Source organism: Nonomuraea sp. B12E4 (assembly GCF_039871825.1).
GTDB lineage: Bacteria > Actinomycetota > Actinomycetes > Streptosporangiales > Streptosporangiaceae > Nonomuraea.
In genome coordinates, this window is sequence record NZ_JBDPME010000009.1 from 48,287 (window position 1) to 74,364 (window position 26,078).

The following is a 26,078-nucleotide window of genomic DNA, read 5'->3' on the forward strand; positions in this document are numbered from 1 at the left end:
CCGGGCGCGCCCTGGCCGGCGGGACGGATCACTCCTTCTCGTGCCGCCCGTGACCCACCAGGCCGACGAACTCCTCCAGCCCGACCGTCCCGTCGCCGTCATGGTCGGCGGAGGTGATGAACGCCTCGATGTCGCTCTCGGACGCGCCCTGCCCGCCGAGTGCCTCGTTGGCCTTCCTGATCTCGTCGGCCGTCAGCAACCCGTCGCCGTCGGAGTCGAAGCGCCTGAACTCCGCCTCGGCTGCCTCACGCGCGTTTGCCATCGGATACCCCCTTGTCGAGCCCCTTATCGAACAACGCGATATCTTCCGGCCTAATCGGAACGCGAGTCAACCTGAGCCCGGTCGCCGCGCGTACCGCGGCCGCGATGGCGGGGGTGGCGGACAGGGTCGGGGGCTCACCCGCGCCGCGGAGGCCGTAGGGGGCGGCCGGATCCGGATATTCCACGATTTTCAGCGTCATGGGGGGCATGTCGAGGACGGTGGGGATGAGGTAGTCGGTGAAGGACGGGTTCAGCACCTGGCCGTCGCGGATCTGGATCTCCTCCATGAGCGCCAGCCCGAGCCCCTGCGCGGTGCCGCCGTGGATCTGGCCCCTCAGCGCCTGCGGGTTCAGGGCGCGGCCGACGTCCTGCACGGCCGCCAGCTCGACGACCTTGGTCAGGCCCAGCTCCACGTCCACGTCCACGACGGCCCGGTGCACGCACAGCGCGAGCTGGACGTGGGAGCGGCCCTGCCCGGTGTGCGGGTCCATCGGGACGGTCGGGCGGTGCCGGTATTCGCGCGTCTCCTCGATCGGCCCGTACGCCTCCAGCGCCTGCCTGGCGGGCAGTCCGTTGAAGCGCTCGCGCACGGCCAGGCAGGCGGCGCGCACCGCGCCGCCGGTCACGTACGACTGCCGCGAGGCCGACGAGGAGCCCGCCGAGCCGACCGAGGTGTCGGCGGTGGCCACCGTGACGTCGGCGATGCCGAGCTCGGTGCGGGCGATCTGGGCCTGGATCGTGACCAGCCCCTGGCCCACCTCGGCCGCCGCCGTGTGCACCGTGACGTGCGGCTCGCCGCCGATCAGCTCCGCCCGCACCCTGGCCGTGGAGTAGTCGTCGAAGCCCTCGGAGAAGCCGATGTTCTTGATCCCGACGCCGTAGCCGACGCCGCGCCGCACGGCCTCGCCCCGGGTGGCCTGGGAGACGCCACCCGGCATGGACCGCAGATCCGGGGAGGCTCCAGCGGGCGAAGACCCTGGGAGCGGCATGGCCTCCAGCTCGCGCAACATCTCCGCGAGCGGGGCCGGGGAGTCGATCACCTGACCGGTGATGAGCCGGGACCCCTGCGAGACGGCGTTGCGCACCCGGATCTCGACGGGGGACAGACCGCACGCCTCGGCCAGCCGGTCCATCTGCGACTCGTAGGCGTAGCAGGCCTGGACCGCGCCGAAACCGCGCATCGCGCCGCACGGCGGGTTGTTGGTGTAGACGCCGGTGGCGTCCACGCGCACGTTCGGCACCTCGTACGGCCCGACGCCCAGCGACGCGGCGTTGCCCACCACCGCGGGGGAGGAGGAGCAGTACGCGCCCCCGTCCAGCAGGATGTCGGCCTTGACGTAGACGAGCCGGCCGTCGCGGGTGGCGCCGTGCTCGTAGCGCAGCCGGGCCGGGTGGCGGTGCACGTGGCCGAAGAACGACTCCTCCCGGCTGTAGACGATCTTGACGGGGCGGTTCAGCCGCAGGGCCAGCATGCAGGCGTGCGCCTGCATCGACAGGTCCTCGCGGGCGCCGAACGCGCCGCCGACGCCCGACAGCGTCAGGCGTACCTTGTCCGGGGGCAGGCCGAGACAGGGGGCGAGCTGGTCGCGGTCCACGTGCAGCCACTGGGTGGCGATATAGAGGTCCACGCCGCCGTCCTCGGCCGGGACCGCCAGGCCGGACTCCGGGCCCAGCGGGGCCTGGTCCTGCATGCCGACCTCGTACTCGCCGGTGACGACGACCTCGGCCTCGAAGGTGTCGCCGAGCCGTACCGGCTGGTGCCGGACGAAGTCCACGGACCGGCGGGGGTCGGTGACGGCCTCGCGGAGCTCGTAGTCGACCACGATGGCCGCCGCCGCCCTGCGGGCCGTCTCCGGATGGTCGGCGGCCACCAGCGCCACCGGCTCGCCCACGTGGCGAACCTGGTCGATCGCCAGCACCGGCTGGTCCCTGCGGTCCAGCCCGTAGAACTTCGCGCCCGGCACGTCCTCGTGGGTCAGCGCGGCCAGCACGCCCGCCAGCTTCAGCGCCGGGCCCACGTCGATCGAGCGGATCCACGCCGACGGGTGCGGGCTGCGCAGCGTCGCACCCCACACCATGCCGTCGAGCCACAGGTCGGAGGCGTAGGCGAACTCGCCGGTCACCTTCAGCGTGGCGTCGGGCCGGCGGGCGCTCTCCCCGACGCCGTGCCAAGTGACTGGTGGACCGCTCGTCTCGGGCAGCGCCGTCTCCGTCATCTTCCGAGTAGAGCATCGTGCGCCCGGCCGGTCCTATCCGCCCCACGTGAAATCCCTGCCAGCGCTTGCCCTGCCGGGCTTGTATATTCCTCCAAGTGCGCATCTCCGACCTGCTCGCCATCGGCGAACCGCGCCTGACCCTGCTCGCCGGCGATCCGGGCGGCGAGTTCGGCGCCGTGCACATCACCGACCTGCCCGAGCCGGGACGCTACCTGTCCGGCGGCGAGCTGGTGCTGACCGGGCTGATGTGGTGGCACGGGCCGGAGGACTCGGCGCGGTTCGTGACCGCCCTGGTGGCGGCCGGGGCCGCCGCGCTCGGCGCCGGGCAGGCCTGGCTCGGCCACATCCCCGCCGACCTGGTGGCCGCCTGCGCGGACGCCGGCCTGCCGCTGGTCGAGGTGCCCACCGAGGTCTCCTTCCACACGCTGGCCGAGCTGGTCGAGCCGCGCCTGGCCGGCGACGTGCGCGACGCGCTCGGCCGCCACCGCAGGCTTGTCGCGGCCATCGCCGAGGGCACCGGCCTGCGCGAGCTGTTCGACCTGACCGCCGCCGAGCTGGGCGTCACCGGCTCCGTGCTGTCCGCCGCCGGCTCGGTGATCGTCGGCACGGTCCAGGACCCGGTACGCCTGGCGCGGGCCTATCTGACGGCGCCCCGGCTGCCCGCGCTGGTCGGCGACCACACGATCTTCGCGGTCGGCCGCGGTCACCGGGCCGCGGGCTGGGCGCTGGCCTGCGACGGCGACCTGATCGGCCGGGCCGACCTCGGCTACGAGCTGGCCGCCTGCGTGGCCCTCGAACGCACCCGGATGGAGGAGGGCCGCCGGGTCGAGCGCCGCCTGGTCGGGCAGCTCGTCGTGGCCGCGCGGGCCGGGGCCGACGTGGCCGAGCTCAACGCCGGGCTGCGGGCGTGCGGGATCGACGCGGCGGAGCCGTACGCGGTCGTGAACGCCACCGCTCCCAGGCCCGGCGCCGCCCGCGGGCCCGACCCCGCCGCGCTCGGCGGGCAGGTCGTGGAGGAGCTGCTGGGCCGCGAGGTGGTCGCGGCGGCGGACGCGGACGGCGCGGTCGCCGTGGTGCCGCTGCGCGGGCGCACCGCGGACGCGCTGGCCGACCGGCTGCGCGCCGGGGCCGAGGTGCTGGCCGCCCTGCCCGGCACCCGGGTCTGCGTCGGGCTCAGCGGCGCGCTGACCGGGGCCGCCGCCGTCCAGGGCGGTGTGGAGGAGGCCGGGCACGCCAGGCGGCTGGCCGAGGCCCGCGCCGGCGGCGTGGTGACCAGCGACGAGATCTACACGCACGCGCTGCTGCTGGCCACGGTGCCGGCGGGCGTGCGCCGCTCGTTCGCGGCCCGGCTGCTGTCACCGCTGCTCGACTACGACCGCCGCCACCAGTCCGAGCTGGTACGCACGCTCGGCGTCTTCCTCGAATGCGCCGGCTCCTGGCACGCCTGCGCCGGGCGGCTCCACGTGCACGTCAACACCGTGCGCTACCGCGTCCGCAGGATCGAGGAGCTCACCGGCAGGAACCTCGCGACGATGGCGGACCGGGTCGACTTCTTCCTGGCGCTCAGGGACACCGGGGCGGCCGAATAGGCCCGCTCAGACGAGGTGCACGGGCACGCTCCCGCGGGCCGCGTGCACGGCGGCCTGCTCCTCCGCCAGCCGCTTCTCCCAGCGGGGATGGCCCAGCGTCCCGAACGAGGCGACGGCATCGGTGACGGTGGACAGCGCCCGGCCGAGGTCCCCCAGCGTCCGGTACGCGCGCGACAGCCCGATCAGGCAGCGCAGCCGCCCGAGCCGGAAGCCGTTCGGCCCCCACAGGTCCAGGGCCCGCCGGAAGTGGGCCGAGGCCCGCTCCGGGTCGTCCAGATCAAGGCAGGCCTCGCCGAGCAGGAGGAGGACCGTCGCCTGGTGGACGGCGTCCCCCGCCTCCTCGGCGTGGGTCAGGGCCTCCCGCAGCGTCTCGCGCGCCGTGTCAGGCCGGCCGCGGCCCAGTTGGGCCGAGCCCATGGCGATCAGCGCGTACCGCACGCCGACGTGCGCGCCGATGCTCCTGGCCAGCACGAGCTGGCGCCGGGCCCAGAGCAGCGCCTCCTCGTGGCGGTCGCCCGTGTTGTTGGCGGAGGACAGGTTGCCCAGCGCGCGCATCTCGCCGAAGGTGTCGCCGAGGCGCCTGGCCAGCGCCAGCTCGGCATGGAGGTGGGCGACGGCCTCGTCCGTACGGCCGGTCAGGCGCAGCGCGTTGGAGATGTGGTCGTGCGCGAGCAGGGCGCTCGCCTCGTCCCCGAGCCGCTCGCTCACCCGCAGCACGAGGGTGTTCAGCTTCTTCGTCTCCGCCATCCGGAAGGCCGCCTCCTGGTGCCAGACGAGGCCGAAGGCGAGGTTGACGCCGAGCCTGGCGATCGTCTCGTCGGGGGAGTTGAGTGCCTGGAGGGCCGCGGCGGTCAGGACGGCCTCCTCCTTGAACATCCAGGCCCGCGCCTCCTCGGAGGAGGTGACCAGGTGCGGGGCCGCGTCGACCGGGCGGGCCGGTTGCGTGCGGTGCGGGTCGCTGACGTGGCTGGCCAGGCGCGCGGAGGCGGCATAGTACGACAGCGCCCGGATCAGCGCCTCCCGGGAGCCGTCCGGCCGCAGTTCGCCGGCGAAGAGCCGGACGAGATCGTGTAGCTGGTAGCGGTCAGCCCCGGCGTGGTCGAGCAGGTGGGCGTCCACCAGCCGCTCCAGCGCCGACTCTGCCTCCGCCTCCGGCGTCCCGAGCAGCGCCCCCGCCGCCTCGGCGGTCACCTCGGGCACGTGCAGCAGGCCGAGTAACGACAGGGCGCGCGCGGCCAGCCGGTCCACGGGGCGGGCGCCGCGTTCGAGCGCGGTGTGGCTGGCGGCCAGGCTGGAGCGGACGGCCAGGTCGCCCGCCGCGAGCTCGTGCAGGCGTCTCCGCTCGTCGCTCAGGCGGTCGGCCAGCGCCGCCACGCTCCAGTCGGGCCGGCCGGCCAGGCGGGCCCCGGAGATGCGCAGGGCCAGCGGGAGGCCGTCGCACAGGCGTACGAGCCTGGCCGTCGCCCCCGCGTCCCCCGAGACCCGGCCCACGCCGGCGAGCTTGGCCAGCATCGTGGCCGACTCGGCGTGGGACATCCTGCCGAGCTCGACCTGGACGCAGTCCTCGCCCCAGGCCATGGACTCACGGCTGGTCACCAGCAGCGCGCTGCCGTGCGGGACCGCCAGCAGCGGCCTGATCTGCGCCAGGTCCGCGGCGTCGTCCAGGAGCGCGAGCACCCGCCGGCCGTGCAGGCGGTCGCGCCACAAGGCCGCCGCCTCGTCCAGGTCGGCGGGTACGGCGTCGGAGGCCACACCGAGCGCCCGCAGGAACCGTCCGAGCAGGTCGAGCGGGGTGAGGGCGGGCAGCTCGGGCGTGGCGCCGCGGCAGTTCACGAAGAGCCGGCCGCAGGGGAAACGGTCCTGTGCCCGGTGGGCCACCTGGAGGGCGAGCGCGGACTTGCCGACCCCCGGCGGGCCGGAGACGATCAGCAGCGGGCTGGGCGGCGAGCCGTCCCAGGGAGCCAGATGTCCCTTCAGCCGCACGATCTCCTGCGACCTGCCGACGAACTCCGCCAGCGGGCGGGGCAACTGGTGCGGGGCCGGCGCCCGCGGGGCCGGGGCCGGGGAGGGCCGCGGGGCTCTCGGTGGCGGGGCTCCCTGGGCCCGCAGCACCTTCTGGTGGCACTCCCGCAGGCCCGCGCCGGGCGAGAGGCCGAGCTCCTCGGCGAGCAGTTGCCGGCCCTCCCGGTAGGCCTCCAGCGCCTCGGCGCGGCGGCCCGAGTGGAGCAGGGCCGTCATGAGCAGCTCGCGTACGCGCTCGCGTAAGGGATGACGGCGGGTGAGGTCGCGCAGTTCCTCGGTGATCTCGTGGTGGCGGCCGAGCCGGAGCAGGCTCTCCGCCCGATGCTCGAACGCCGACAGCCGGAGCTGCTCCAGCCGGGGACGCTCGCGCTCCGCGAAGGGCCCGGACAGGCCGCTCAGCGCGGTGCCGCGCCACATCGCCAGGGCCTCGTCCAGGCGGTGCACGGCCTGCGGGTCGTCGCCGGCCCGCTGGCAGTCCTGCGCCTCGCCGAGCAGCCGGGCGAACAGCAGGGCGTCCACCTGGGCGGGCTCCAGGCACAGGGTGTAGCCGGCCGCGGTCCCCGTCAGCAGCCGGGACGGCTCGCGGCGCTTGCGGGCGGGCTCGAAGGCACGGCGTAAGCCGGCGACGTAGGTGTAGACGCTCTGCTCGGCGTTGCGGGGGGCGTCCTGGCCCCAGATGCCGGCGACCATCTGGTCCATGGGGATGGGGCGGGCCGCGGCGGTGGCGAGAATCGCCAGTGCGGTCCGCTGTCTGGCCGCTCCGAGATCGATGGGCCCTTGCCGGTGCTCGCCGGTCACCGCTCCGAGAACGCGGATGAAGATGCCCTCGCGCATACGACCTCCAAGAGTCCCACCAATGCGGCAGCGTAGCCAGAATCACCCGTCGTTCAGCGAACCATCAATGTAGATCGAATGTAGACGGGGCCGGTTAGACTGGGAGTTCGAGACGGCTCAGCGAGGGGACGGGTCAGAGGGGCAGCGGCTTGAGGGGGCACATGTGATCAAGGAGCTGCTTCGTCCCAGGTGAGTCGTCCGCGGGGCGCGGTGCGGTGCGCGTCCCGAGCCTGGGTTGGTGCCCCCTCGCGCCTGGGCGATCTCAGCAGCAGTCGATTGTATCCGACTGGGTGTTCAGGGAGGCAGACGTTTCGGCGCTCGCGGCCGTAACATTACCTCCAATGGTCGCCGTGACCGCCAAGATGGCGGTCATGGCGGAGAGGGCAAGACGCATACGCATGGGGTTCTCCCTCGCCTATGTGGGGTTGCTCGGATCAATCTTCTCAGGGAGCGACGACTGTGACCACATCTGACCTGGTCGGACTCCGTATCAAGACGGTTCGGCGGCAACGCGGGCTTTCGCAGGCACAGCTGGCGCACCCCGAGTTGTCGGACAGTTACGTATCGTTGATCGAAAGTGGCAAGCGTACCCCGACTCCTGCCGTGCTGGAGTTGCTGGCGCAGAAATTGGACTGCTCGCTGTCCTACCTGATCAACGGCGTGACCGCCGAGCAGATGGAGGACATCGAGCTGGCGCTCGGCTACGCGCGGCTGGCGCTGGAGAACGGCGAGGTCACGGAGGCCCGGACCCGCTTCGCCGAGCTGCTGGTGAACAACAATCTGACAGGACTCACCACACTTCGTCAAGAAACCGAGTTCGGCCTCGCGCTGGCCAACGAGGCCTGCGGCGATCTCGACAAGGCGATCTCCATCCTGCTCAAGCTCCGCGAGGAGGAGCTGCCGCAGGAGCGCCGGGTGGAGGTCACCATGGTGCTGTGCCGGGCCTACCGGGACAGCGAGCGGCTGACCGAGGCCGTCGAGGTGGGAGAGCGGATGCTCAGCGGCAGCGCCCGCCTGCCCTGGACCGATCCGCTCGTCGAGCTGGCCGCCACGCTGCTGTCGGCGTACATGCACCGCGGCGACCTGCTGCGCGCCCGCCAATACGCGGCCGAGCTCCTCAACGCGGCCGACGCGCTCGGCACGCCGCGCTCGATCGTGGCCGCCAACTGGATGGCTTCCAACGTCGCCTACCTCACCGGCCACAACGAGGAGGCGTTGTCCTTCGCCGAGCGGGCCATGGCGGTGCAACTGGAGAACGGCCATCCCCGCAGCGTCGCCAGGACGCGTCTCTCGCTCCTGCAGAAGCGGCTCAGGGCCCGGCCTTCCGAGGCCCACACCGTACGCGACATGCTGCGCGCGACGGTCGCCGAGTTCGAGCAGACCTCGACCAGCACCATCGACCGGGCGAAGGCCCACATGGAGCTGGCCTACGCCGAATACATGACCGGCGACCTCGACAAGTCCGTCGAGCATGCCGTGGTCGGCAGAAACCTGCTCCCCGAGTTCGGCCACATGCTGGGGGCCGAGGCGAATCTCCTGCTCGGGCGGGTTTACGGCTCAGTCGGGCGCTCCGCCGAGGCGAGCACGCACGTCGGGTCCGTGCGAGATTGGCTGACGCCGCTGCCCGACTCCCGCCGCTCGGCCTCGATCTGGTACGCCACGGCCGAGACCATGGAGCAGCTGAGCGACTCCGACGGCGCGGTGGAGGCCTACCAGCGGGCGCTGGCCTGCGTGGGCGTCTAGCGGAGGCCGGGGCGAGCAGTGGCGTCGGTAGCCTTAAGAGTGCCATGAAGAGAACCCCGCTCGCGGCACTCACCGCGATCATCGCTGCCCTGCTCGTCTCCGGCACCGCCGCTCCGGCGCTGGCGCACGACGCGCTCAAGAGCAGTTCCCCGGCCAAGGGCACAAAGGTCGAGTCGCTCGACGAGGTCAGGCTGGAGTTCACCGCCAACGTGCGCATGCCGTTCGTGATCGTGCGGGGCGCGGGCGACGCCGAGCACCAGAGCGGCAAGCCCGAGGTGGACGGCAAGGTGGTGACGCAGGCGGTCGAGGAGCCGTTGCCCGACGGGAAATACACGATCGCCTACCGCGTCGTCTCCTCCGATGGGCACCCGATCGAGGGTGAGATCCCGTTCCGGGTGGAGGGGGCGGGGACGCCCTCGCCCAGCCCCAGCGAGACCGCCTCGGGCGAGGCTTCTCCGCCGGCCTCCGGCGCGACCGCCTCGGGTGAGGCGTCCCCGCCGGCCGCCGAGGTGATCTCCAGTCCGTCCGCCTCGACGACGCTCGAAGCGAACGAGACCGCTTCCGACGGGGTGACGTTCCCCGTGTGGCTGATCATCGTGGTCGGCGCGCTCATCGGCATCGGCATCGGGTTCCTGCTCAGCGCCCGCAAGGGCAAGTCGTGAGCCGGGCGGCGCGGCTCGCCCTGGCGGGCGCGGCGGCCGCGGTCGTCGCCCTGGTGATCGGCCTGATCGCCGGGGGCAGGGCGTTCCCCAGGCTCATCCCCGGGCTGCCGGACGCCGGGGTGGTCGTCCGGTGGGGGCTGCCGGCGACCAAGCTGCTCATGGACGTGGCGGGCGTGGCCACCGTCGGCCTGCTGCTGATGGCCGCCGTGCTGCTGCCCAACGAGAAGGGCGTGCTGGGCAGGTCCGCGGTCGAATACGTCAAGGCCGCCTCCTGGGCGGCGCTGGTGTGGGCCGGGGCGGGGTTCCTGTCCATCGTGTTCGGGGCCGCCGACTCCATCGGCCGGACCGTGCCGCAGATCCTCGAACGCACCATCCTCACCAGCTACGCCACCCAGACCACGCAGGGGGTGGCGCTCACGCTCGTGGTGCTGTTCGGGGTGGCCATCGCGCTGTTCACGCGCGGCGCCATCACGGCCGGGACCACGGCGGGGCTGCTGGTGTTCGCCCTGGTGACGTTGCTGCCAGTGCCGCTCACCGGGCACACCTCCTCCTCGCCCAACCACGACCTGGCCACCTCGTCGGTGTCGCTGCATCTGCTCGCGCTCGCCCTGTGGGTGGGCGGGCTGGTCGTGCTCTCGATGCACGCGATGCGCAAGCAGCCGCAACTCGACGTGGCCGCGGCCCGCTTCTCCAGGATGGCCCTGTGGTGCTACGTGGCGGTGGGGCTGTCGGGGGTGTTCAGCCTGGTCGCGCGGCTGAGCGCGGTGTCGGACCTGTGGACCTCCGAATACGGCCTGCTCGCCGTGGCCAAGATCGTGGCCTTCGTGCTGCTCGGCTACGTGGGCTACTGGCACCGGCAGCGTACGCTGGCCGACCTGGAGGCGGGGCGGCCACGGGCGTTCAACCGGCTGGCCGGGGGCGAGACGCTGCTCATGCTCGCCACCGTCGGCGTGGCCGTGGCGCTGTCGCGTACGCCGCCACCCGAGTTCAGTGCGCCCGCTGACCGGGCCTTCGAGCTGCTCGGTTTTCCCCTGCCCGAGGAGATCACGCTCGGAAACGTGTTCACCCTGTGGTGGTTCGACCTGTTCTTCGCCGCGGTCGCCGGTCTGCTGGCCCTGCTCTACGGGCTGGGCGTGTGGCGGCTCAGGCGGCGCGGCGACCGCTGGCCGCCCGGGCGTACGGTCTCGTGGGTGATCGGCCTGGCGCTGCTGGTGTTCGCCACGCAGAGCGGGCTGGCCCGCTACGCCAAGGTCATGTTCGACATGCACATGATCGAGCACATGACGCTCTCCATGGTCGTGCCGATCTTCCTCGTCCTGGGCGCGCCCGTGACGCTGGCGCTGCGTGCCCTGAAGCCGGCCGTCAGGAAGGGCGACAGGGGACCGCGGGAGTGGCTCACCACGATCCTGCACAGCCGGTTCACGAAGGTGATCACCCATCCGCTGGTCGCGACCTCGATCTTCGTCGGCTCGACGTACGCGCTCTACTTCACCTCGTTGTTCGAGTCCGCGATGACCGAGCACCTTGGGCACATCGTGATGACGCTGCACTTCCTGATCAGCGGGAGCCTGTTCTTCTGGGTGATCATCGGAGTCGATCCCGGCCCGAACCGGCTGCCCTACGTGGGGCGCCTCCTGATGCTCTTCGTCACCATGCCGTTCCACGCGTTCTTCGGGATCGCGCTGATGATGATGGGCTCGGTGATCGCCTCGGGCTGGTACGAGCAGCTCGGGCGCACGTGGGGTGACACCCTGTTGCAGACGCAGCGGGACGGAGGGGCCATCGCGTGGGGGTTCGGCGAGATCCCGACGTTGATCGTGTTGCTGACCATCGCCGTGCAGTGGTATCGGGACGACGACCGCCAGGCTCGGCGCGCCGATCGCCACGCCGCGCGCACCGGCGCCGGCGATCCGGAACTGGACTCCTACAACGCCTATCTCGCCCGTCTCAACCGCGCTGACAAGGGTGAGTAGCCGATCGGCAACGGCATGCTATCTTCCTACTCCAAGTTCCTGGATCGCCAGGTAGCCTTTCTCCCAGGGGAGAAGGGCATAACCCCATCAGGTAGCGTGCGCAGTCCTCGAGGGAAGGACGCGCACCACTCGATGGGGGCGCTGGAGTGGGGCCGGCGTCCGCCCGGGTGCCGAGGAAGGCGAGAACCATTGTCGGAAGAGACGCGGATGCTCGGGGGGCAGAGCCTGGCCGAGGCGCTCGAGGGCTGTCTGGCCGAGTGGTCGGAGCGGACGGGGATTGCCGTCGAGACCTGGGCGTTGCCCGCCACGGACGTGCCGTCGCCGGTTTCCAGCGGCGTCATGACCGCGATGCGCGAGGCTCTGTCCAACGTTGAGAAGCACAGCAGGGCCCGGACCGTTTCCATCGCCGTGACGGTCGGCCGGAGCGGGCTGCGGATGACCGTCAGCGACGACGGTCAGGGTTTTGCCATGACGAGAGCGGGGCGGGGGATCGCCCGGATGCGGGCGGCCTTCGCGGAGATCGGTGGCGGCTTGTCGGTCAACAGCGTGCTGGGAGAGGGCACGACGGTGTCGGGGGTGATTTCCAAAAACCGGTGACGTGACGGCTCCCGGACGCCGGTGTCCCGGGCGGCTTGCGCCCGGGCATCGGTGGTGGGGTCAGGGGAGGGTGAGGATTTCGCTGCCTGTGTCCGTGACCAGGATCGTGTGCTCGAACTGGGCCGTGCGCTTGCGGTCCTTGGTCACTGCGGTCCACTTGTCGGGCCAGATGTCGTAGTCGATCGTGCCCAGCGTCAGCATCGGCTCGATCGTGAACGTCATGCCCGGCACCAGCTCCACCCGCAGCGACGGGTCGTCGTAGTGGGGCACCATGAGGCCGGAGTGGAAGCTCGTGCCGATGCCGTGACCGGTGAAGTCGCGCACCACCCCGTAGCCGAAGCGCTTGGCGTAGGCCTCGATGACCCGCCCCACCACGTTGAGCTGGCGGCCCGGCGCGACGGCCTTGATCGCGCGCATCGTGGCCTCGCGCGTGCGCTCCACCAGCAGGCGCGACTCCTCGTCCACCGTGCCCACCAGGTAGGTCGCGTCGGTGTCGCCGTGCACGCCGCCGATGTAGGCGGTGATGTCGACGTTGACGATGTCGCCGTCCTGCAGCACCGTGTCGTCGGGGATGCCGTGGCAGATGACCTCGTTGATCGACGTGCACAGCGATTTCGGATAGCCCTTGTAGCCGAGGGTGCTCGGGTAGGCGCCGTGGCCGATGAGGAATTCGTGGCCGATCCGGTCTAGCTCGTCGGTGGTGACGCCCGGCTGGACGTGCTTGCCGACCTCCTCCAGCGCCTGGGCGGCGATCCTGCCCGCCACCCGCATGCGCTCGATGATCTCGGCGGATTTCACGTCGGGTTCGCCGGTCTTGGGGCGCTTCTTGCCGACGTACTCCGGCCGCTCGATGTGGGCGGGGACCTTTCGCATGGGCGAGACTCGCCCAGGCTGGAGCAGTGTCGTCATGAAACCTGAGTCTACGGGGCAGAATTGACCGCGTGAGCGAAGGCCAGTGGTGGTTCTGTCTCAAGCACATGCGGGTCGAGCCGGATGCGGGTTGCCCCAACAAGGACCGGATGGGTCCCTACGTGTCCGAGGAGGAGGCGGCGGGCGCCCTGCGCCGCGCCGCCGAACGCAACAAAGCCTGGGACGAGGCCGACCAGGACGACGACTAGAGGCTCCGCCCGTCAAGGCGTGATCGCCGGCCGCGGCACCCAAGGTGGCCTGGCCGCGCGCTGGATGGCCGGCCGGTCCGGGCATCCGTGGTGGTCTGTCAGGGCGCCTCGGGTGGCCGGCTCGGGCACCCGAGGCGCCCTGTCAGGGCACGATGGCGTACGCCCCGACGGGGAACGTGCCCAGGCCGGTGATCGGCGGTGGGGCGGCGTGGAAACGGAAGCCCTCGTCGGGCAGGGCGGCCAGGCCGGTCAGGTGTTCCACCAGGGGGATGCCCGCCCGGAGCGGGATCGTGTGCGCGGGGCGTTCGCCCGGCGGGAGTCCTCCCTGCTCAGGTGCACGCCCAGCCGGGGCGCCGGGATGCCGGGGTAGGTGGTCATCCGTTCACGATGCGGTGGCTGAGCTCGACGATCATCCGGCCACCCCCACCGGGGCGGCCGCCCCGGTCGCCCGGCAGCCGGGAGGGCGGGACCAGGGCGAGGCCGGTCACCGGTACGGCGGCGCCGGTCCGGCCGTCGGCGGCGAAGAAGGAATTCATGGGACACTTGTCCGGATTTCACGATGTATAGCACAAGTAAAGTTTCACCAAGTAAGGCGTAAGCTGACCTGCATGGACATCGATCCTCGGCGGCTGCGTGTTCTGCACGAGGTCGCCCGCCGTGGCGGTGTGATGCGCGCCGCCGAGGCGCTCTTCCTGACTCCCTCGGCGGTCTCCCAGCAGCTCGCCCATCTCGAGCGCGAGGTCGGTCTCGCCCTCATCGACCGCTCCCAGCGCAGCGTCTCCCTCACCCCGGCCGGGCGGGTGCTGGCCGGGTACGCCGAGCGGGTCGAGGAGGAGCTGACGGAGGCCCGGCGGGAGCTCACCCGGTTCACCGAGCGGCTGGCCGGGCCGGTGCGCATCGCCGCCTTCCCCACGGTCATCCGGCACGTGCTGGTGCCCGCCATCCGCGACCTCGCCGTACGCCATCCCAAGATCGCCCCGGTCATCCACGAGATCTACGGGCAGCCCGCGCTGCAGGAGCTGCGCCTCGGCTCGGTGGACGTGCTCCTCACCGAGCAGGACATGGGCCTGCCCGCGCTGTCGCAGCCGTCACTGAGCACGAGGCTCCTGTACGTGGACGAGTACCGCATCGTGTTGCCCCCCGGCATGCCGGATCCGCCCCGGACGGTCGCGGATCTGACGCGGCTCCCGTGGGTGGCCGGGGAGCCGAACCAGGCGACCGGGCAGGCGCTGGAGCGGCTGGCGGGGTTGCACGGGTTCGAGCCGCGCAAGACACACGTCATCTCGGACTTCGAGTCCGCGCTCGCGCTGGTGGCAGCCGGGCACGGGGTGGCGATCGTGCCCGCGCTGGCCCTGCTGGACGTGCCCGTGGGTGAGGTGTGGGTGAGCGAGCTCGGCGATGTGGGGGCGCGCAGGCTGGACGCCGTCACGCGGGTCAGCCGTACCAGGTCGGGCGAACCGGACCCGGTGCAGGCCGTGGTGATCGGTGCGATCGAGGAGGCGACGGCGGCGCTGGAGACGACACTGCGCGACCGCCTCGGCCCGCCCGCCGCCACAGAGTGAGGCTGCGGGCGGCTGTCAGTCGGCTATCTGGGGACCGCTGACCTTGTCCAGGAGGCGGGCCAGGCGGTCGCGGAGGCGGGGGCGCTGCTCGATCTCGCCGGCCGCCGCGCTCACCAGGTGCTGGGCCCCGTCGAACGTCATCAGCCCGTCCCGCGGCACCGCGATCGCGTCGTGCGCCAGCCCGGTCAGCTCCGGGTCGCCGCCCTCGATCGCCAGGATGGTCGCCCCGGTGCGGCGCGCGTCGTCGACGCGTTCGAGCAGCGGGACCGGCGCCTGCTGCTCGGTCAGCACGAACAGCGTCTCGCCGCGGGCCGCCTGCTCCAGGCGGTCGAGCCCGACGCTCAGGTGGGCGGGCGCGCCGGGAGGCGGTGCCCAGCGCACCAGGGTGGGCGCGAGCTGTGGCAGGCCGGCCAGCCTGGCCTCGTCGCTGAGGTGCGCGGTCACGTGCCAGGGCTCCTCGTCGGGGGTGCCCACCACCAGCAGGCCGCCCGGTGAGCGGGTGGCGCGCAGGGCCAGGCCAAGCTCGCGGGCGCGCTCCAGCCAGCCGGTTTCGGCCAGGAGTTCGCGGAGGAAGGCCACCGATCCCGAGTCCATAAGCCCATGGTGCCTGACATGGCACGAGCGGGGTGGCTGATTCGAAAGTGATGCTGTTGACACAGGATGTGTTTTCCCGTCATTTCGGGCCTTGACATGGAGTTACCCTCGGGTAACGATCGGCTCGCGGCGCCGCCGGTCCCAAGTAGGTGATCCTCAGGGAGAGGGGCGGCACATGAACTCACGTGTCCGCGTCAGCATGTCCGCGATCCTGTTATCGATCATGTCCCTCATCGCGGCCCCGGCCCACGCCGCGGCTGCGGGGGACGTGGTCTCGGCCCAGCCCACCAGCGTCTACCTCCTGCCGGGCAGGTTGCTGGAGGTGCCCGTCAACGCCTGGCGCCTGCTCTACCACTCCACCTCCGCCACCGGCGCGCTCAACACGGTCTCCGGCACGCTGCTGGTGCCCAAGGGCCGCTACCTGCTCGGCCCGCGCCCGATCATCGGGTACGCCGTCGGCTCCCACGGCCTCGGCGACCAGTGCGCCCCCTCGGTCAGCATGAGCCAGGGCCGCGAGGCCGAGCTCGCGCTGGTGAGCCTCTTCCTGCTCAAGGGGTTCGCGGTGGCCGTGACCGACTATGAGGGGCTGGGGACGCCGGGCCCGCACACGTACATGGCCGGGATCTCGCAGGGGCACGCCGTGCTCGACTCGATCAGGGCCGCCACCCGCGTGTCCGGCGCCGACCTGTCCACCAGGGCGCCCGTCGCCGTCATGGGCTACTCCCAGGGCGGCGCGTCGGCCGGGTGGGCCGCCCAGTTGCAGCCGTCGTACGCGCCCGAACTCCGGCTCAGGGGCGTCGCCGCCGGGGGCGTGCCGGCCGACCTGCACGCCGTCGCCGGCAACCTGGACGGCGGCCCCGACTTCGGGCTGGCCGCCGCCGCCGGGCTGGGGCTCGACGCCGCCTACCCCGAGCTCGACCTGGAGGCCGACCTCAACGACCGCGGCCGGGCCCTGCTCGCCGACGCCGCCGACGACTGCGTGGCCGACCTCGGCCGGCTGGCCGGGCTGCGCTTCTCCGACCTGAGCCCGGTCGACCTGATGAACCAGCCGAAGTGGCTCGCCCGCCTGGCCGAGAACCGGCTGGGGGCCGTCGCGCCGCGGGTGCCGATGTTCCTGTACCACGGGCGGGGGGACCAGATCATCCCCATCGCCGTCGGGTCCACGCTGCGGTCGGAGTACTGCCGGGCGGGCGTGAACGTACGCTGGACCGCGCTGCCCGCGCCCGACCACGTCACGGGCGCCATCGAAGGGGGCCCGCCGGCCGTCGAGTGGCTGGCGTTGCGGATCTACGGGTTGCCCGCGTTCGGCAACTGCTGACCTGGCTCGCCGGGCCCGGCTGCCGTCCGGGTCCGGCGAGCTGGCATGATCTGGTTATGACTGATGTGAGCGGGCTTTCGATCGCGATCCTTGGCGGCACCGGCGACCAGGGGAAGGGGCTGGCGCGGCGGTTCGCGCTGGCGGGTCACCGGGTGCTGATCGGTTCGCGCAGCGCCCAGCGCGCCCGGGACGCCGCCGCCTCCATCGGGGCCGGCGCGGCGGGCGGCGAGAACGCCGCCGTCGCCGCCGAGGCCGACGTCGTGATCGTGGCGGTGCCCTACGAAGGCCACCGGGCGCTGCTGGAGTCCCTGCGCGCCGAGCTGGCCGGGAAGATCGTCGTCGACTGCGTCAACCCGCTGGGTTTCGACAAGCAGGGCGCCTACGCGCTGCCGGTGGCCGAGGGCAGCGCCGCCCAGCAGGCCGCGGCGGTGCTGCCGGACAGCACGGTGGTGGCGGCCTTCCACCACGTGTCGGCCGTCCTGCTGATGGATCCGGCGGTGGACAAGGTGGACCTGGACGTGCTGGTGCTCGGCGACGACCGCGAGGCCACCGACATCGTGCAGGCGCTGGCCGAGGCCGTCCCCGGCGTGCGGGGGGTCTACGGCGGCCGGCTGCGCAACGCCCAGCAGATCGAGGCGTTCACCGCCAACCTCATCTCGATCAACCGCCGCTACAAGGCGCACGCCGGGTTGCGGATCACCGACATCTGAGCATCCGATCAGGGGCTCACCCGTGACAGCTTGAGCAGCGCGTCCGCGACGCCCTCCGGGTCGATGAGCTGGTGCAGGTGCTCGCCCGGCAGCCGGGTCACCGGCCAGCCCCGCCTGCCCGCCTCCTCCGCGACGCTCTCGTACGCGGGGCTGAACCACAGGCACGAGCACCTGACGTCGTCCCAGCCGGCGGGCACCGGCAGGGCCTGGGTGTAGTAGTCGAGCGGCAGGCGCGGCTGCTCGGCCGCGACCCGCACGCGCACGGCGGGATCGGGCAGCAGGGCCACCACGTCCTCCTCGTCCCACCAGTCCGTCCAGCGCGGCAGCATCCCGTCGGGGCCGGCCAGATCACGCAGGAACGGCAGGAACTCCTCCTCCGCGACCTTGATCAGGCCGTCGCGCGGCGGGATCTGCGCGTCGGTGAACACGCACGCCACCACCCGGTCGCCCAGCCCTTCCTTGATCAGCGGCATGAAGAATCCGGCGTTGCTGTGCGCGGCGAGCACGACGGAGGTGTCCGGGGCGGTGCCGCGCACGGCCTCCACCACCCGCGGCCAGTAGGGGGGCGGTCCGCCCGTCGTCACGCCGGTCAGGTCGGGCACCACCGCCGTGTGGCCCCGGCGCTCCAGCGACTCGGCCACGGGGGCCCACGTCGACGGCCCGACTGAGGGACTGTGCACGAGCACGAAGGTCGTCTCCATGGACTTCACCCTCTCAGACGACGAGGGGATGGCGGGACACGGTGCCACCTGCTCCGTCGTAGGCGGCCCAGGCGGCGGCCAGATTGCCCACCGCCTGGGTGAGCTCGTCCTCCGGGAACAGGAAGTGCAGCCGCAAGTGGGTGGCGTGCCCGCCGAGCGGGTCGAACGAGCGCCCCGGCGGCACCGCGACCCCGTGCCTGAGCGCCACCTGGCCGAAGGAGTCGGCGTCGCCGCGCGGGAGGCGTACCCAGATGGTCTGGCCGCCCAGGGCGGGTTCGAACGACCAGGACGGCAGCCGCGCGCGCAGCTCCGCGCACAGGTGGTCGTGGCGGCGGCGCAGCGTCCGCACCCGTTCCTGGCGGATGTCGTCCAGGCGGCGCAGCAGCGCCGTGGCGGCGAGCTGGCTGAAGACCTCGCCCCCGAGGTCGTGTACGGCCCGCATCCGGGCCAGCCGGGACACCAGCGGCGCCGCCGCGCGGATCCAGCCCACCCGCATCCCGCCCCACACCAGCTTGGACAGCGAGCCGACGGTGATGACCTGCTCGCCCCGCCCGAACGCGGCCAGCGGCGGCGGCCGTTCGCCCGAGAAGCACAACTCGGCGTGCACCTCGTCGTCGACCAGCGGGACGTCGTGCCCGGCGGCGAGCTCGGCCAGCCGGCGGCGGGCCTGGTCGCTCATCACGGCGCCGTCGGGGTTGCGGGAGGTGGGGACGAAGTAGGTCAGCGAGGGGTGATCTCGCATGGCGGATCCGGCGTCGTCCTGGTGTACCGGGCGGATGACGGCGGCCGCGTGCCGGAACACCTCCAGCGCCCCCGGGTACGTCGGCGCCTCGGTCAGCACCGTGTCACCCGGCGCCACCAGCAGCCCGGTCAGCAGCGTGAGCGCCTGCTGCGCGCCCGTCGTGACGATGATCTCCTCGGCCGTCGTCGGCAGGCCGCGCCCGGTGTAGTACGCGGCCAGGGCGCCCCGCAGCTCCTGGTTGCCGGCCACCTGGTAGCCCAGGTCGCGTATGCCGGCCAGCCGCGCCACCGCCTCCTCGTACGCCTCGAACATCGCCTCCGGCGGGTCGGCCGGCGCGGCGCACGTCAGGAGCTGCACGTCGTCCGGCGGATGCAGGATGTGCAGCAGCAGCGGGTTGGCCGTCACGCCGGCGGCCGCCCTGGTCGCGGTCAGGTCGAGCGGGGCCACCCTGGTGCCGCTGCCCTGGCGGCGGACCACGCGGCCGTCCTGCTGCAGCAGGTCGTACGCGGCCACCACGGTGCCCCGGCCCACCGCCAGCCGCCTGGCCAGCACCCGGTCCGGCGGGAGCTGCTCGTCCGGGTGCAGCAGGCCGTCGTCGATCAGCGCCCGGAACCTGGCCGCGAGCAGCAGGTAGAGCGGCCCGCGTCCGGACGCCCACCGGCCCAGCAGGTCGACCAGGTCGTCGAGATTGGCTCCATTCATGGACCAATCCTCCCGCATTGGCTCTGACGTGGGCGCTCGTCCGCATAGATTCTGGTCCCATGAGCGAACTTCGTCCCGATACCCGCACCGTGCACCTGCCCCGCCCGACGATCGAGGGCAGCCACCCGATCACCGTGCCCATCTACCAGACCTCTGGCTTCACCTTCGACGACCCCGCCCTGATGGCGGAGTCCATGGGCAGTCCCGACGGCGCGTACGTCTACGGGCGCTACACCAACCCCACTGTGCGCTCGCTCGAACTGACCGTCTCCGGGCTGGAGGGCGGCGTCGCCGCCCACGCCACCGGCTCGGGCATGGGTGCGATCAACACCGTTCTGCTCGCCCTGCTCAAGCCCGGTGACCACCTGGTCGCCCAGCGGTCCCTGTACGGCGGGACCGAGGCGTCGATCAAGGATCTGGTGGACCGGTTCGGGATCACCGTGACGTACGTGCCGGAGAACGACCCCGCCGCCCTGCGTGCCGCCGTGCGGCCGGAGACCGTGCTGGTCTACCTGGAGACGATCAGCAACCCGATGACCCTGGTGGCCGATCTGCCCGGGATGGTCGCGGTGGCCCGCGAGCTGGGGATCGTGTCGGTGGTCGACAACACGTTCGCCACGCCCCTGCTGTGCCGCCCGATCGAGTACGGGGCGGACATCGTCGTGCATTCGACTACGAAATACCTGGCCGGGCACACCGACGTGGTGGGCGGGATCTCCGTCTTCGCCGACGACGCGCTCTACCGGAAGGTGTGGCATCACGGGATCGGGCTGGGGACCACGGCCGAGCCCTTCTCGTCGTGGCTGACGCTGCGCGGGATCCAGACGCTGGCGTTGCGGATGGAACGCCACTGCTCCAACGCCGCGTACCTGACCTCCCGGCTCGCCGAACACCCGGCCGTCGCGGCGGTGCACTGGCCGGGGCTGGCCTCGCATCCGTCGTACGAGCTGGCCGGGCGGCTGCTGTCCGGGTGCGGCGGGGTGTTCTCGTTCGACCTGGCCGGTGGGCGGGCGGCGGGGGAGAAGTTCATGGCCGCCGTACGCCTCGCGCTCCTCGCCCCCTCGCTGGGCGGCGTCGAGACGCTCGTGCTGCACCCGGCCACCACCTCGCATCGTTCGCTCACCCCCGAGGAGCTGGCGCGCAGCGGCATCGGCGAGGGCACCGTGCGGGTCGCCGTGGGCATCGAGAACCCCGAGGACCTCTGGGCCGACGTGTCCCAGGCCCTGTCGTAGCCTGCCCGTATGCTCGTTGCTTTCTGGCGATCGAGGGGATAGCCGTGACCACCGTCACCCATGAGGATGTGCTGGCCGCCGCCGGGCGGATCGACGGGCTCGTGCTCCGGACTCCGGTGCTCGAAGTCTCGCCGGGGTTGTTCCTGAAGCTGGAGCTGCTCCAGCACTCCGGGTCCTTCAAGGTGCGCGGGGCGTTCAACCGGATGCTGTCGGCGGGGTCGCTGCCGCCCAGCGGGGTGATCGCGGCGAGCGGGGGCAACCACGGGCTGGCGGTGGCCTACGCGGCGCGGGAGCTGGGGGTGCGGGCCGAGATCTTCGTGCCCGAGGTGACGAGCCCGGTGAAGGTGGCCGGGCTGGAGGCGCTCGGCGCGCACATCACCCAGACGGGGGCCATCTACTCCGAGGCCGCCGAGGCCGCCGCCAAGCGCGCCGCCGAGACGGGTGCGCTGGGCGTGCACGCCTATGACCAGGCCGAGGTGCTGGCCGGTCAGGGGACCACCGGGCTGGAGGTGGCCGCGCAGACCGGGGGCGTGGACACGGTGGTGGTGGCCGTCGGCGGGGGCGGGTTCGCCGCGGGGATCACGTTGGGGACGCTCTCGTCCGAGGGCTCCTCTGCTGGGGGCTCGTCCGGGTCCTCGGAGGGCGGGGCCCCGGGTGCGGGGCCGCGGATCGTGGCCGTGGAGCCCGAACGGATCCCGACGCTGCGCCAGGCGCTGCGGGCGGGGGAGCCGGTGGCGGTCGAGGTGGGCGGGGTGGCGGCCGACGCCCTGGGAGCCACCAAGCTCGGTGGCCTGGCCTTCGAGGTCCTTTCCGGGCCTCGGGTGGAGAGCGTGCTGGTGACCGACGAGGCGATCGTGGCGGCCCGGCGCACGTTGTGGGCACGGCATCGGGTGGCGGCCGAGCACGCCGGGGCGGCCGCGTACGCGGCCTTGCTGTCAGGGGCGTACCGGCCGGCGGAGGGCGAGCGGGTGGCGGTGGTGGTGTGCGGCGCCAACACCGACCCCACCACGCTGACCACCTGACCGCCGCACCGGCCACACGACACCCTGCCCGCACACCTGCCGCCTGACCTCCGCGCTGAGGCCGCTCACCTGAGCTCAGCCGGCCCTGGTCCTGGCCGGGGGTGCGACCCGCCCCCGCATCGTGGGGCGGGCCGCTGGGAGTCGGCCGGCCGCTGCGCCGGCAAGTCCGTGGTGGCAGCCGGCCGGGTTGGTCAGCTGTAGGTGTGCTCCGGCGCCGGGAAGGCTCCGGAGGTCACGTCGTCGGCGAAGGCGCGGATGGCGCGGTCCATTTCGTCGGCCATGTTCGAATAGCGCTTGACGAACCGGGCCGGGTGCGGGGTGAGCCCCATCAGGTCCTGCCACACCAGGACCTGCGCGTCCGTGGCCGCCCCGGCGCCGATGCCGATCGTCGGGATCGCCAGTGACGTCGTCACCCGCTGCGCCAGGTCGGCGGGTACGCACTCCAGCACCAGCGAGAACGCCCCGGCCCGCTCCAGATCCTTGGCGTCCGACATGAGCTCGTCGCCCGACTGGCCCCGCCCCTGCACGCGGTAGCCACCCAGGACGTTGACCGACTGCGGGGTCAGACCGAGGTGCGCCATGACCGGGACACCCGCCGAGACCAGCGCCTCGACCTGCGGCAGGACCCGGCGGCCGCCCTCCAGCTTGACCGCGTGCGCGCCCGCCTCCTTCATGAAGCGGGCCGCCGACTTCAGCGCCTGCCGGGGCGAGGCCTGGTATGACGCGAACGGCAGGTCCGCGACCACCAGTGCCCGCGACGACCCTCGGACGACGGCCGCCGTGAGAGGCAGGAGGTCGTCGACCGTGACCGGGAGCGTGGAGTCGTAGCCGTAGACGACCATCGCCGCCGAGTCGCCCACCAGCAGGACCGGAATGCCCGCCCGGTCGAACAGCCCCGCCGTCATCGCGTCGTAGGCGGTGACCATGGGCCACCGCTCTCCGCGCTCCTTGGCGGCCATGAGATCCCGGACGGTGACTCTGCGGCCTGAGGCGCCGCCGTACAGGGAGGTCGAAGAGGACATATGAAGCCTCCAGAAACATCTCGAGGCGCCCCAGTGGCGTCCCCGGACACTCCGATCCTGTCACGCGAAACTCGGTTGCAAAACTGTCGGTGCCTCTTGCCAGAATCACTCTGGAGGTAACGAAACCCATGGCTCTCACCGCGTATCGACGGCTGTTCAAAATCCCCGGCGTCCCCACGTTGTTGCTGGTGGGGCTGCTGGCGCGGGTCCCTTCCGTGGCCACGGGCATGGCGCTGACCCTCTATGTGGCAGAGGTGATGAAGCTGGGCTACGGCAAGGCCGGCCTGATCACCATGGCCAGCACCGTCGGGATGGCGATCGGCTCGCCGCTGTCGGGGAGGTTCGTCGACAGATACGGCCTGCGGCCGGTGGTCGCCGTCACCACCCTGGTGCAGGCGGCGTTCTGGGCGAGCGCGTGGGCGCTGCCGTTCCCCGCGCTGGTCGCGGCGACGGCGGTGGCCGGGCTGCTGGCGCTGCCGGTGTTCAGCGTGACCAGGCAGTGCCTGGCCGCCCTGGTGCCGGTCTCGCAGCGGCGCAGCGCGTTCGCGCTGGACTCGATGCTGGTCGAGCTGTCTTACATGGTCGGCCCGGCGGTGGCGGTGGCGGGCATCACGACGCTGGGCGGCCGGGAGACGATGGCGATCATCGGGGTCGGGCTGGTGATCGGGGGCCTGGGCCTGATCATGCTCAACGCGCCCACCCGCGCGGCCGACGAGCTGGTGGAGCAGGCCGTGCGGGTGCCCAGGCGGCAGTGGCTCACGCCGGCGTTCGTGGCGCTGCTGGGGACGGCGGCGGCGGCCACGTTCGTGCTCACCGCGAGCGAGTTGTCGCTGGTCGCCACCATCAACCAGGCGGGTGACGAGCAGTGGGTCGGCCTCGCCATGGCCGCCTGGTGCCTTTACTCCCTCGTCGGCGGTTTCGTGTACGGTGGCATGTCCCGCGGCCTGTCGCCCCTCGCGCTCATCGCCGGCATGGGCCTGCTGACCGTCCCGGTGGGCCTGGCCGTGGGCGACTGGCGCTGGGTGACCCTGGCGCTGCTGCCCGCGGGGCTGCTCTGCGCCCCCTCCCTGTCGGCCACGGTCGACGTGGTCACCCGATGGGTGCCCGCCGGAGCCCGGGGCGAGGCGATGGGCTTGCACGGCACGGCCCTGCTGGCCGGCGGCGCCGTCTCGGCCCCCATCGCCGGGGCGATCATCGACGGCAGTGGCCCGGGGTGGGCGTTCGCGCTGGCGGGCCTGGTGGGGGTGGCCATGGTCGCCGTGGCCCTGCCGTTCTGGCGGCACCGCCCAGAGACCCCGGCCTTCACACCGGCGCCGACGGAGGAACGGGGTGCGCGGGAGGAAGCGACGGTGGCGGAGGAACGGGCCGCACGGGAGGAAGCGGCGGTGTCGGCAGCCGTCCCGGTCCCGGCCAGGCCGCAGACGCCCGCGCCCACCCTGGAGTGAACGTCCCGGGGGCTGGACTCCCGGGGCGAACGCCGCTTGGCCTCCGCCCGGGGTGGACGCTCGTGCTGGGTGCTTGTGCCGGGGCTCTTGGGCACGAATGCCGGGCCGCGCGGCTGTGGACGTGACCTGTGGCCGAGCGCGGGGGCGCAACGCCCGGGGAGTGAAAGTCCTGGGCTGAACGCCCCGGGATGAAATCTGCGGGCCCGAACCACCGGCACTGAACGCCCCGGGGGTGCGGGACCGCCGCCTGGTGGCTCGGCAATGAGCAGTGGGACCCGGCTGCCTGCGTCGGGTCTGGGGCGCTGGGGTGGGGAGCGGGGTGGCACGTTCGGAGTGGCGGGGTGGGGACGGGAAGTGTTTACCTGGGGTTTACGAAACGGGACCGTTGCGTATCGGAATATCTTGCGATACGGTGTCGTTGCGAAACTTGGACGTATCGAAATTAAGGATGTTTCCATGGACCCGAATACGGGGCATCCACGCCGATGGGGGATCCTCGGCGTGCTGGTGTTCAGCCTGCTGGCGGTCGTGCTGGACAACACGATCCTCAACGTGGCGATGAAGACCATCGCCGACAAGACCGTCGGCCTGGGGGCGACGCAGAGCGAGCTGGAGTGGGCGATCAACTCCTACACGCTCGTGTTCGCCGGCCTGCTGTTCACCTTCGGCGTGATCGGTGACCGGACAGGGCGCAAGCGGATGTTGTTCATCGGCATGGCGCTGTTCGGCCTGGCCTCGCTGGCCAGCGCCTACTCGCAGGATCCGATGCAACTGATCTTCGCGAGGGCGGCCATGGGCATCGGCGGTGCGGCGATCATGCCGGCCACCCTGGCCATCATCTCCAATGTCTTTCCTCCCTCGGAGCGTGGCAAGGCGATCGGCGTGTGGGCCGGTGGCGTGGGCATCGCGGTGGCCATCGGCCCCATCACCGGCGGGTTGCTGATCGAGCACTTCTGGTGGGGCTCGGTGTTCCTGGTCAACGTGCCGATCGTGGTGATCAGCATGATCCTCATCGCCACCGTCGTGCCCGAGTCGCGCGACCCGAAGCCGTCCAGGCTTGACCCGGTCGGTGTGCTGCTGTCGATCATCGGTCTGGTGGCGGTCGTCTACGGCATCATCCGAGGCGGCGAGCTGGCCACCGTGACGAGCGCCGAGGTGCTGGTGCCGACGCTGTTCGGCCTGGTGGTGCTGGGCGTCTTCGTCTGGTGGGAGCGGCGCATCGACCACCCGGTCTTCGACGTGCGCAGCTTCGCCAACGTCCGCTTCAGCTCGGCCATCGGCATGATGGGCATCATGTTCTTCGCGATGATGGGCGGGATGTTCTTCCTGACCTTCTACCTGCAGGTCGTGCTGGGCTTCACACCGGTGCAGGCGGGGGCGCTGATGATCCCGTTCGCCGCGGCGCAGCTCATCTTCGCGCCGCTCAGCCAGCGGGTGAACGAGCGGTTCGGCGCCAAGCTGTCGGCCTCCGTCAGCATGGTCGTGGTGACCGCGGCGCTGGCCAGCTACGCGTTCATGGACCAGGGCACGCCGGTCGTGCTGATCGAGATCGTCTTCTTCGTCCAGGGTGCCGCGATGGCCAACATCATGCCGCCCGCCACGACCGCGATCATGGAATCGTTGCCCAGGGAGAAGGCCGGTGTCGGCTCGGCCATGAGCAACACCGTCCGTCAGGTGGCCGGTGCGCTCGGCGTCGCCGTGCTCGGCTCGGTGCTGTCCTCCAGCTATCGTGGAGAGATGGGACCCGCGCTGGCGGGGCTGCCCGCCGAGGCGCAGCACGCGGCCGGTGAGTCGATCGTGGGCACGATGGGTGTGGCCCAGGCGCTGGGCGAGAAGGGTCAGGCGCTGATCCAGCCCGCGTTCAACGCGTTCATCGACGGCATGCACGTCACGGCGCTCGTGTCGGCCGTGATCGCGCTCGTCGGCGCCGGGGTGGTGGTCACCTGGATGCCGGGCAAGGCACGCCCGGCCAAGCACGCGGAACAGAAGGAACCAGCGGTAGTGTGAGGCCGC

Annotated in this window: 23 protein-coding genes; 13 read left to right on the top strand and 10 right to left on the bottom strand. The window is 72.1% G+C overall.

The window, feature by feature from the left end; translation table 11 throughout:
• Nucleotides 1-28 precede the first annotated feature (28 nt).
• Both ABGB18_RS21355 and ABGB18_RS21360 read right to left on the bottom strand, forming a co-directional pair.
• The gene (locus ABGB18_RS21355; protein ID WP_347697312.1) at nucleotides 29-262 is read right to left on the bottom strand and encodes an EF-hand domain-containing protein; all 234 of its coding nucleotides are present in this window, start codon (nucleotides 260-262) and stop codon (nucleotides 29-31) included.
• Nucleotides 246-2,477: a molybdopterin cofactor-binding domain-containing protein gene (locus ABGB18_RS21360; protein ID WP_347697313.1), complete on the bottom strand. Its 2,232-nt coding sequence runs from the start codon at nucleotides 2,475-2,477 to the stop codon at nucleotides 246-248. Before ABGB18_RS21360 ends, ABGB18_RS21355 begins: the two co-directional genes overlap by 17 nt.
• A gap of 95 nt (nucleotides 2,478-2,572) precedes the next feature.
• On the opposite strand from ABGB18_RS21360, the gene ABGB18_RS21365 reads away from it, so the two are divergent.
• Entirely contained in the window at nucleotides 2,573-4,066 is a 1,494-nt protein-coding gene (locus ABGB18_RS21365; RefSeq protein WP_347697314.1) for a helix-turn-helix domain-containing protein, read from the top strand.
• Nucleotides 4,067-4,072: 6 nt separating this feature from the next.
• Here ABGB18_RS21365 and ABGB18_RS21370 read toward each other — a convergent pair whose 3' ends face one another.
• Nucleotides 4,073-6,922 carry a BTAD domain-containing putative transcriptional regulator gene (locus ABGB18_RS21370; protein WP_347697315.1) on the bottom strand — a complete coding sequence of 950 codons (2,850 nt, stop codon included), beginning with the start codon at nucleotides 6,920-6,922 and terminating at the stop codon, nucleotides 4,073-4,075.
• 417 nt (nucleotides 6,923-7,339) lie between these two features.
• On the opposite strand from ABGB18_RS21370, the gene ABGB18_RS21375 reads away from it, so the two are divergent.
• The 4 genes from ABGB18_RS21375 to ABGB18_RS21390 all read left to right on the top strand — a co-directional run bounded on the left by ABGB18_RS21375 (nucleotide 7,340) and on the right by ABGB18_RS21390 (nucleotide 11,897).
• A complete protein-coding gene (locus ABGB18_RS21375) occupies nucleotides 7,340-8,665 on the top strand; it encodes a helix-turn-helix transcriptional regulator (protein ID WP_347697316.1) in 1,326 nt (441 codons plus the stop codon).
• Between the two features lie 44 nt (nucleotides 8,666-8,709).
• A complete protein-coding gene (locus ABGB18_RS21380) occupies nucleotides 8,710-9,327 on the top strand; it encodes a copper resistance protein CopC (RefSeq protein WP_347697317.1) in 618 nt (205 codons plus the stop codon).
• Nucleotides 9,324-11,300 carry a cytochrome c oxidase assembly protein gene (locus ABGB18_RS21385; protein WP_347697318.1) on the top strand — a complete coding sequence of 659 codons (1,977 nt, stop codon included), beginning with the start codon at nucleotides 9,324-9,326 and terminating at the stop codon, nucleotides 11,298-11,300. Before ABGB18_RS21380 ends, ABGB18_RS21385 begins: the two co-directional genes overlap by 4 nt.
• A 189-nt stretch (nucleotides 11,301-11,489) precedes the next feature.
• Complete coding sequence (locus tag ABGB18_RS21390; protein WP_347697319.1) at nucleotides 11,490-11,897, top strand: ATP-binding protein; 408 nt, start codon at nucleotides 11,490-11,492, stop codon at nucleotides 11,895-11,897.
• A gap of 60 nt (nucleotides 11,898-11,957) precedes the next feature.
• On the opposite strand, the gene map is transcribed toward ABGB18_RS21390, so the two are convergent.
• The gene (map, locus tag ABGB18_RS21395; RefSeq protein WP_347697320.1) at nucleotides 11,958-12,806 is read right to left on the bottom strand and encodes a type I methionyl aminopeptidase; all 849 of its coding nucleotides are present in this window, start codon (nucleotides 12,804-12,806) and stop codon (nucleotides 11,958-11,960) included.
• 32 nt (nucleotides 12,807-12,838) lie between these two features.
• On the opposite strand from map, the gene ABGB18_RS21400 reads away from it, so the two are divergent.
• Nucleotides 12,839-13,015: a hypothetical protein gene (locus tag ABGB18_RS21400; RefSeq protein WP_347697594.1), complete on the top strand. Its 177-nt coding sequence runs from the start codon at nucleotides 12,839-12,841 to the stop codon at nucleotides 13,013-13,015.
• Between the two features lie 249 nt (nucleotides 13,016-13,264).
• On the opposite strand, the gene ABGB18_RS21405 is transcribed toward ABGB18_RS21400, so the two are convergent.
• Both ABGB18_RS21405 and ABGB18_RS21410 read right to left on the bottom strand, forming a co-directional pair.
• Complete coding sequence (locus ABGB18_RS21405; protein ID WP_347697321.1) at nucleotides 13,265-13,393, bottom strand: hypothetical protein; 129 nt, start codon at nucleotides 13,391-13,393, stop codon at nucleotides 13,265-13,267.
• Nucleotides 13,390-13,551 (bottom strand): hypothetical protein, encoded by a 162-nt coding sequence (locus ABGB18_RS21410; RefSeq protein ID WP_347697322.1) that lies wholly within the window; start codon nucleotides 13,549-13,551, stop codon nucleotides 13,390-13,392. Before ABGB18_RS21410 ends, ABGB18_RS21405 begins: the two co-directional genes overlap by 4 nt.
• A gap of 72 nt (nucleotides 13,552-13,623) precedes the next feature.
• Here ABGB18_RS21410 and ABGB18_RS21415 point away from each other — a divergent pair, with 72 nt between their 5' ends.
• Nucleotides 13,624-14,577: a LysR family transcriptional regulator gene (locus ABGB18_RS21415; protein ID WP_347697323.1), complete on the top strand. Its 954-nt coding sequence runs from the start codon at nucleotides 13,624-13,626 to the stop codon at nucleotides 14,575-14,577.
• A gap of 15 nt (nucleotides 14,578-14,592) precedes the next feature.
• On the opposite strand, the gene ABGB18_RS21420 is transcribed toward ABGB18_RS21415, so the two are convergent.
• Complete coding sequence (locus tag ABGB18_RS21420; RefSeq protein WP_347697324.1) at nucleotides 14,593-15,171, bottom strand: hypothetical protein; 579 nt, start codon at nucleotides 15,169-15,171, stop codon at nucleotides 14,593-14,595.
• A 175-nt stretch (nucleotides 15,172-15,346) separates the two neighbouring features.
• On the opposite strand from ABGB18_RS21420, the gene ABGB18_RS21425 reads away from it, so the two are divergent.
• Both ABGB18_RS21425 and npdG read left to right on the top strand, forming a co-directional pair.
• The gene (locus tag ABGB18_RS21425) at nucleotides 15,347-16,489 is read left to right on the top strand and encodes a lipase family protein (RefSeq protein WP_347697325.1); all 1,143 of its coding nucleotides are present in this window, start codon (nucleotides 15,347-15,349) and stop codon (nucleotides 16,487-16,489) included.
• Nucleotides 16,490-16,545: 56 nt separating this feature from the next.
• Nucleotides 16,546-17,199, top strand: coding sequence for an NADPH-dependent F420 reductase (npdG, locus tag ABGB18_RS21430; RefSeq protein WP_347697326.1), 654 nt, complete (start codon nucleotides 16,546-16,548; stop codon nucleotides 17,197-17,199).
• Nucleotides 17,200-17,207: 8 nt separating this feature from the next.
• Here the strand turns inward: npdG and ABGB18_RS21435 are convergent, their stop codons facing one another.
• A complete protein-coding gene (locus ABGB18_RS21435) occupies nucleotides 17,208-17,900 on the bottom strand; it encodes an alpha/beta hydrolase (protein ID WP_347697327.1) in 693 nt (230 codons plus the stop codon).
• A gap of 13 nt (nucleotides 17,901-17,913) precedes the next feature.
• Nucleotides 17,914-19,344, bottom strand: coding sequence for a PLP-dependent aminotransferase family protein (locus ABGB18_RS21440; protein WP_347697328.1), 1,431 nt, complete (start codon nucleotides 19,342-19,344; stop codon nucleotides 17,914-17,916).
• Between the two features lie 59 nt (nucleotides 19,345-19,403).
• On the opposite strand from ABGB18_RS21440, the gene ABGB18_RS21445 reads away from it, so the two are divergent.
• Both ABGB18_RS21445 and ABGB18_RS21450 read left to right on the top strand, forming a co-directional pair.
• Entirely contained in the window at nucleotides 19,404-20,576 is a 1,173-nt protein-coding gene (locus ABGB18_RS21445; RefSeq protein ID WP_347697329.1) for an aminotransferase class I/II-fold pyridoxal phosphate-dependent enzyme, read from the top strand.
• A 44-nt stretch (nucleotides 20,577-20,620) separates the two neighbouring features.
• Nucleotides 20,621-21,598 (top strand): pyridoxal-phosphate dependent enzyme, encoded by a 978-nt coding sequence (locus tag ABGB18_RS21450; RefSeq protein ID WP_347697330.1) that lies wholly within the window; start codon nucleotides 20,621-20,623, stop codon nucleotides 21,596-21,598.
• A 191-nt stretch (nucleotides 21,599-21,789) separates the two neighbouring features.
• Here ABGB18_RS21450 and panB read toward each other — a convergent pair whose 3' ends face one another.
• The gene (gene panB / locus ABGB18_RS21455; RefSeq protein WP_347697331.1) at nucleotides 21,790-22,620 is read right to left on the bottom strand and encodes a 3-methyl-2-oxobutanoate hydroxymethyltransferase; all 831 of its coding nucleotides are present in this window, start codon (nucleotides 22,618-22,620) and stop codon (nucleotides 21,790-21,792) included.
• 128 nt (nucleotides 22,621-22,748) lie between these two features.
• On the opposite strand from panB, the gene ABGB18_RS21460 reads away from it, so the two are divergent.
• A complete protein-coding gene (locus tag ABGB18_RS21460) occupies nucleotides 22,749-24,065 on the top strand; it encodes an MFS transporter (RefSeq protein ID WP_347697332.1) in 1,317 nt (438 codons plus the stop codon).
• A gap of 456 nt (nucleotides 24,066-24,521) precedes the next feature.
• On the top strand, nucleotides 24,522-26,072 hold the full coding sequence (locus tag ABGB18_RS21465) for an MFS transporter (RefSeq protein WP_347697333.1): 1,551 nt from the start codon (nucleotides 24,522-24,524) through the stop codon (nucleotides 26,070-26,072).
• Nucleotides 26,073-26,078 lie beyond the last annotated feature (6 nt).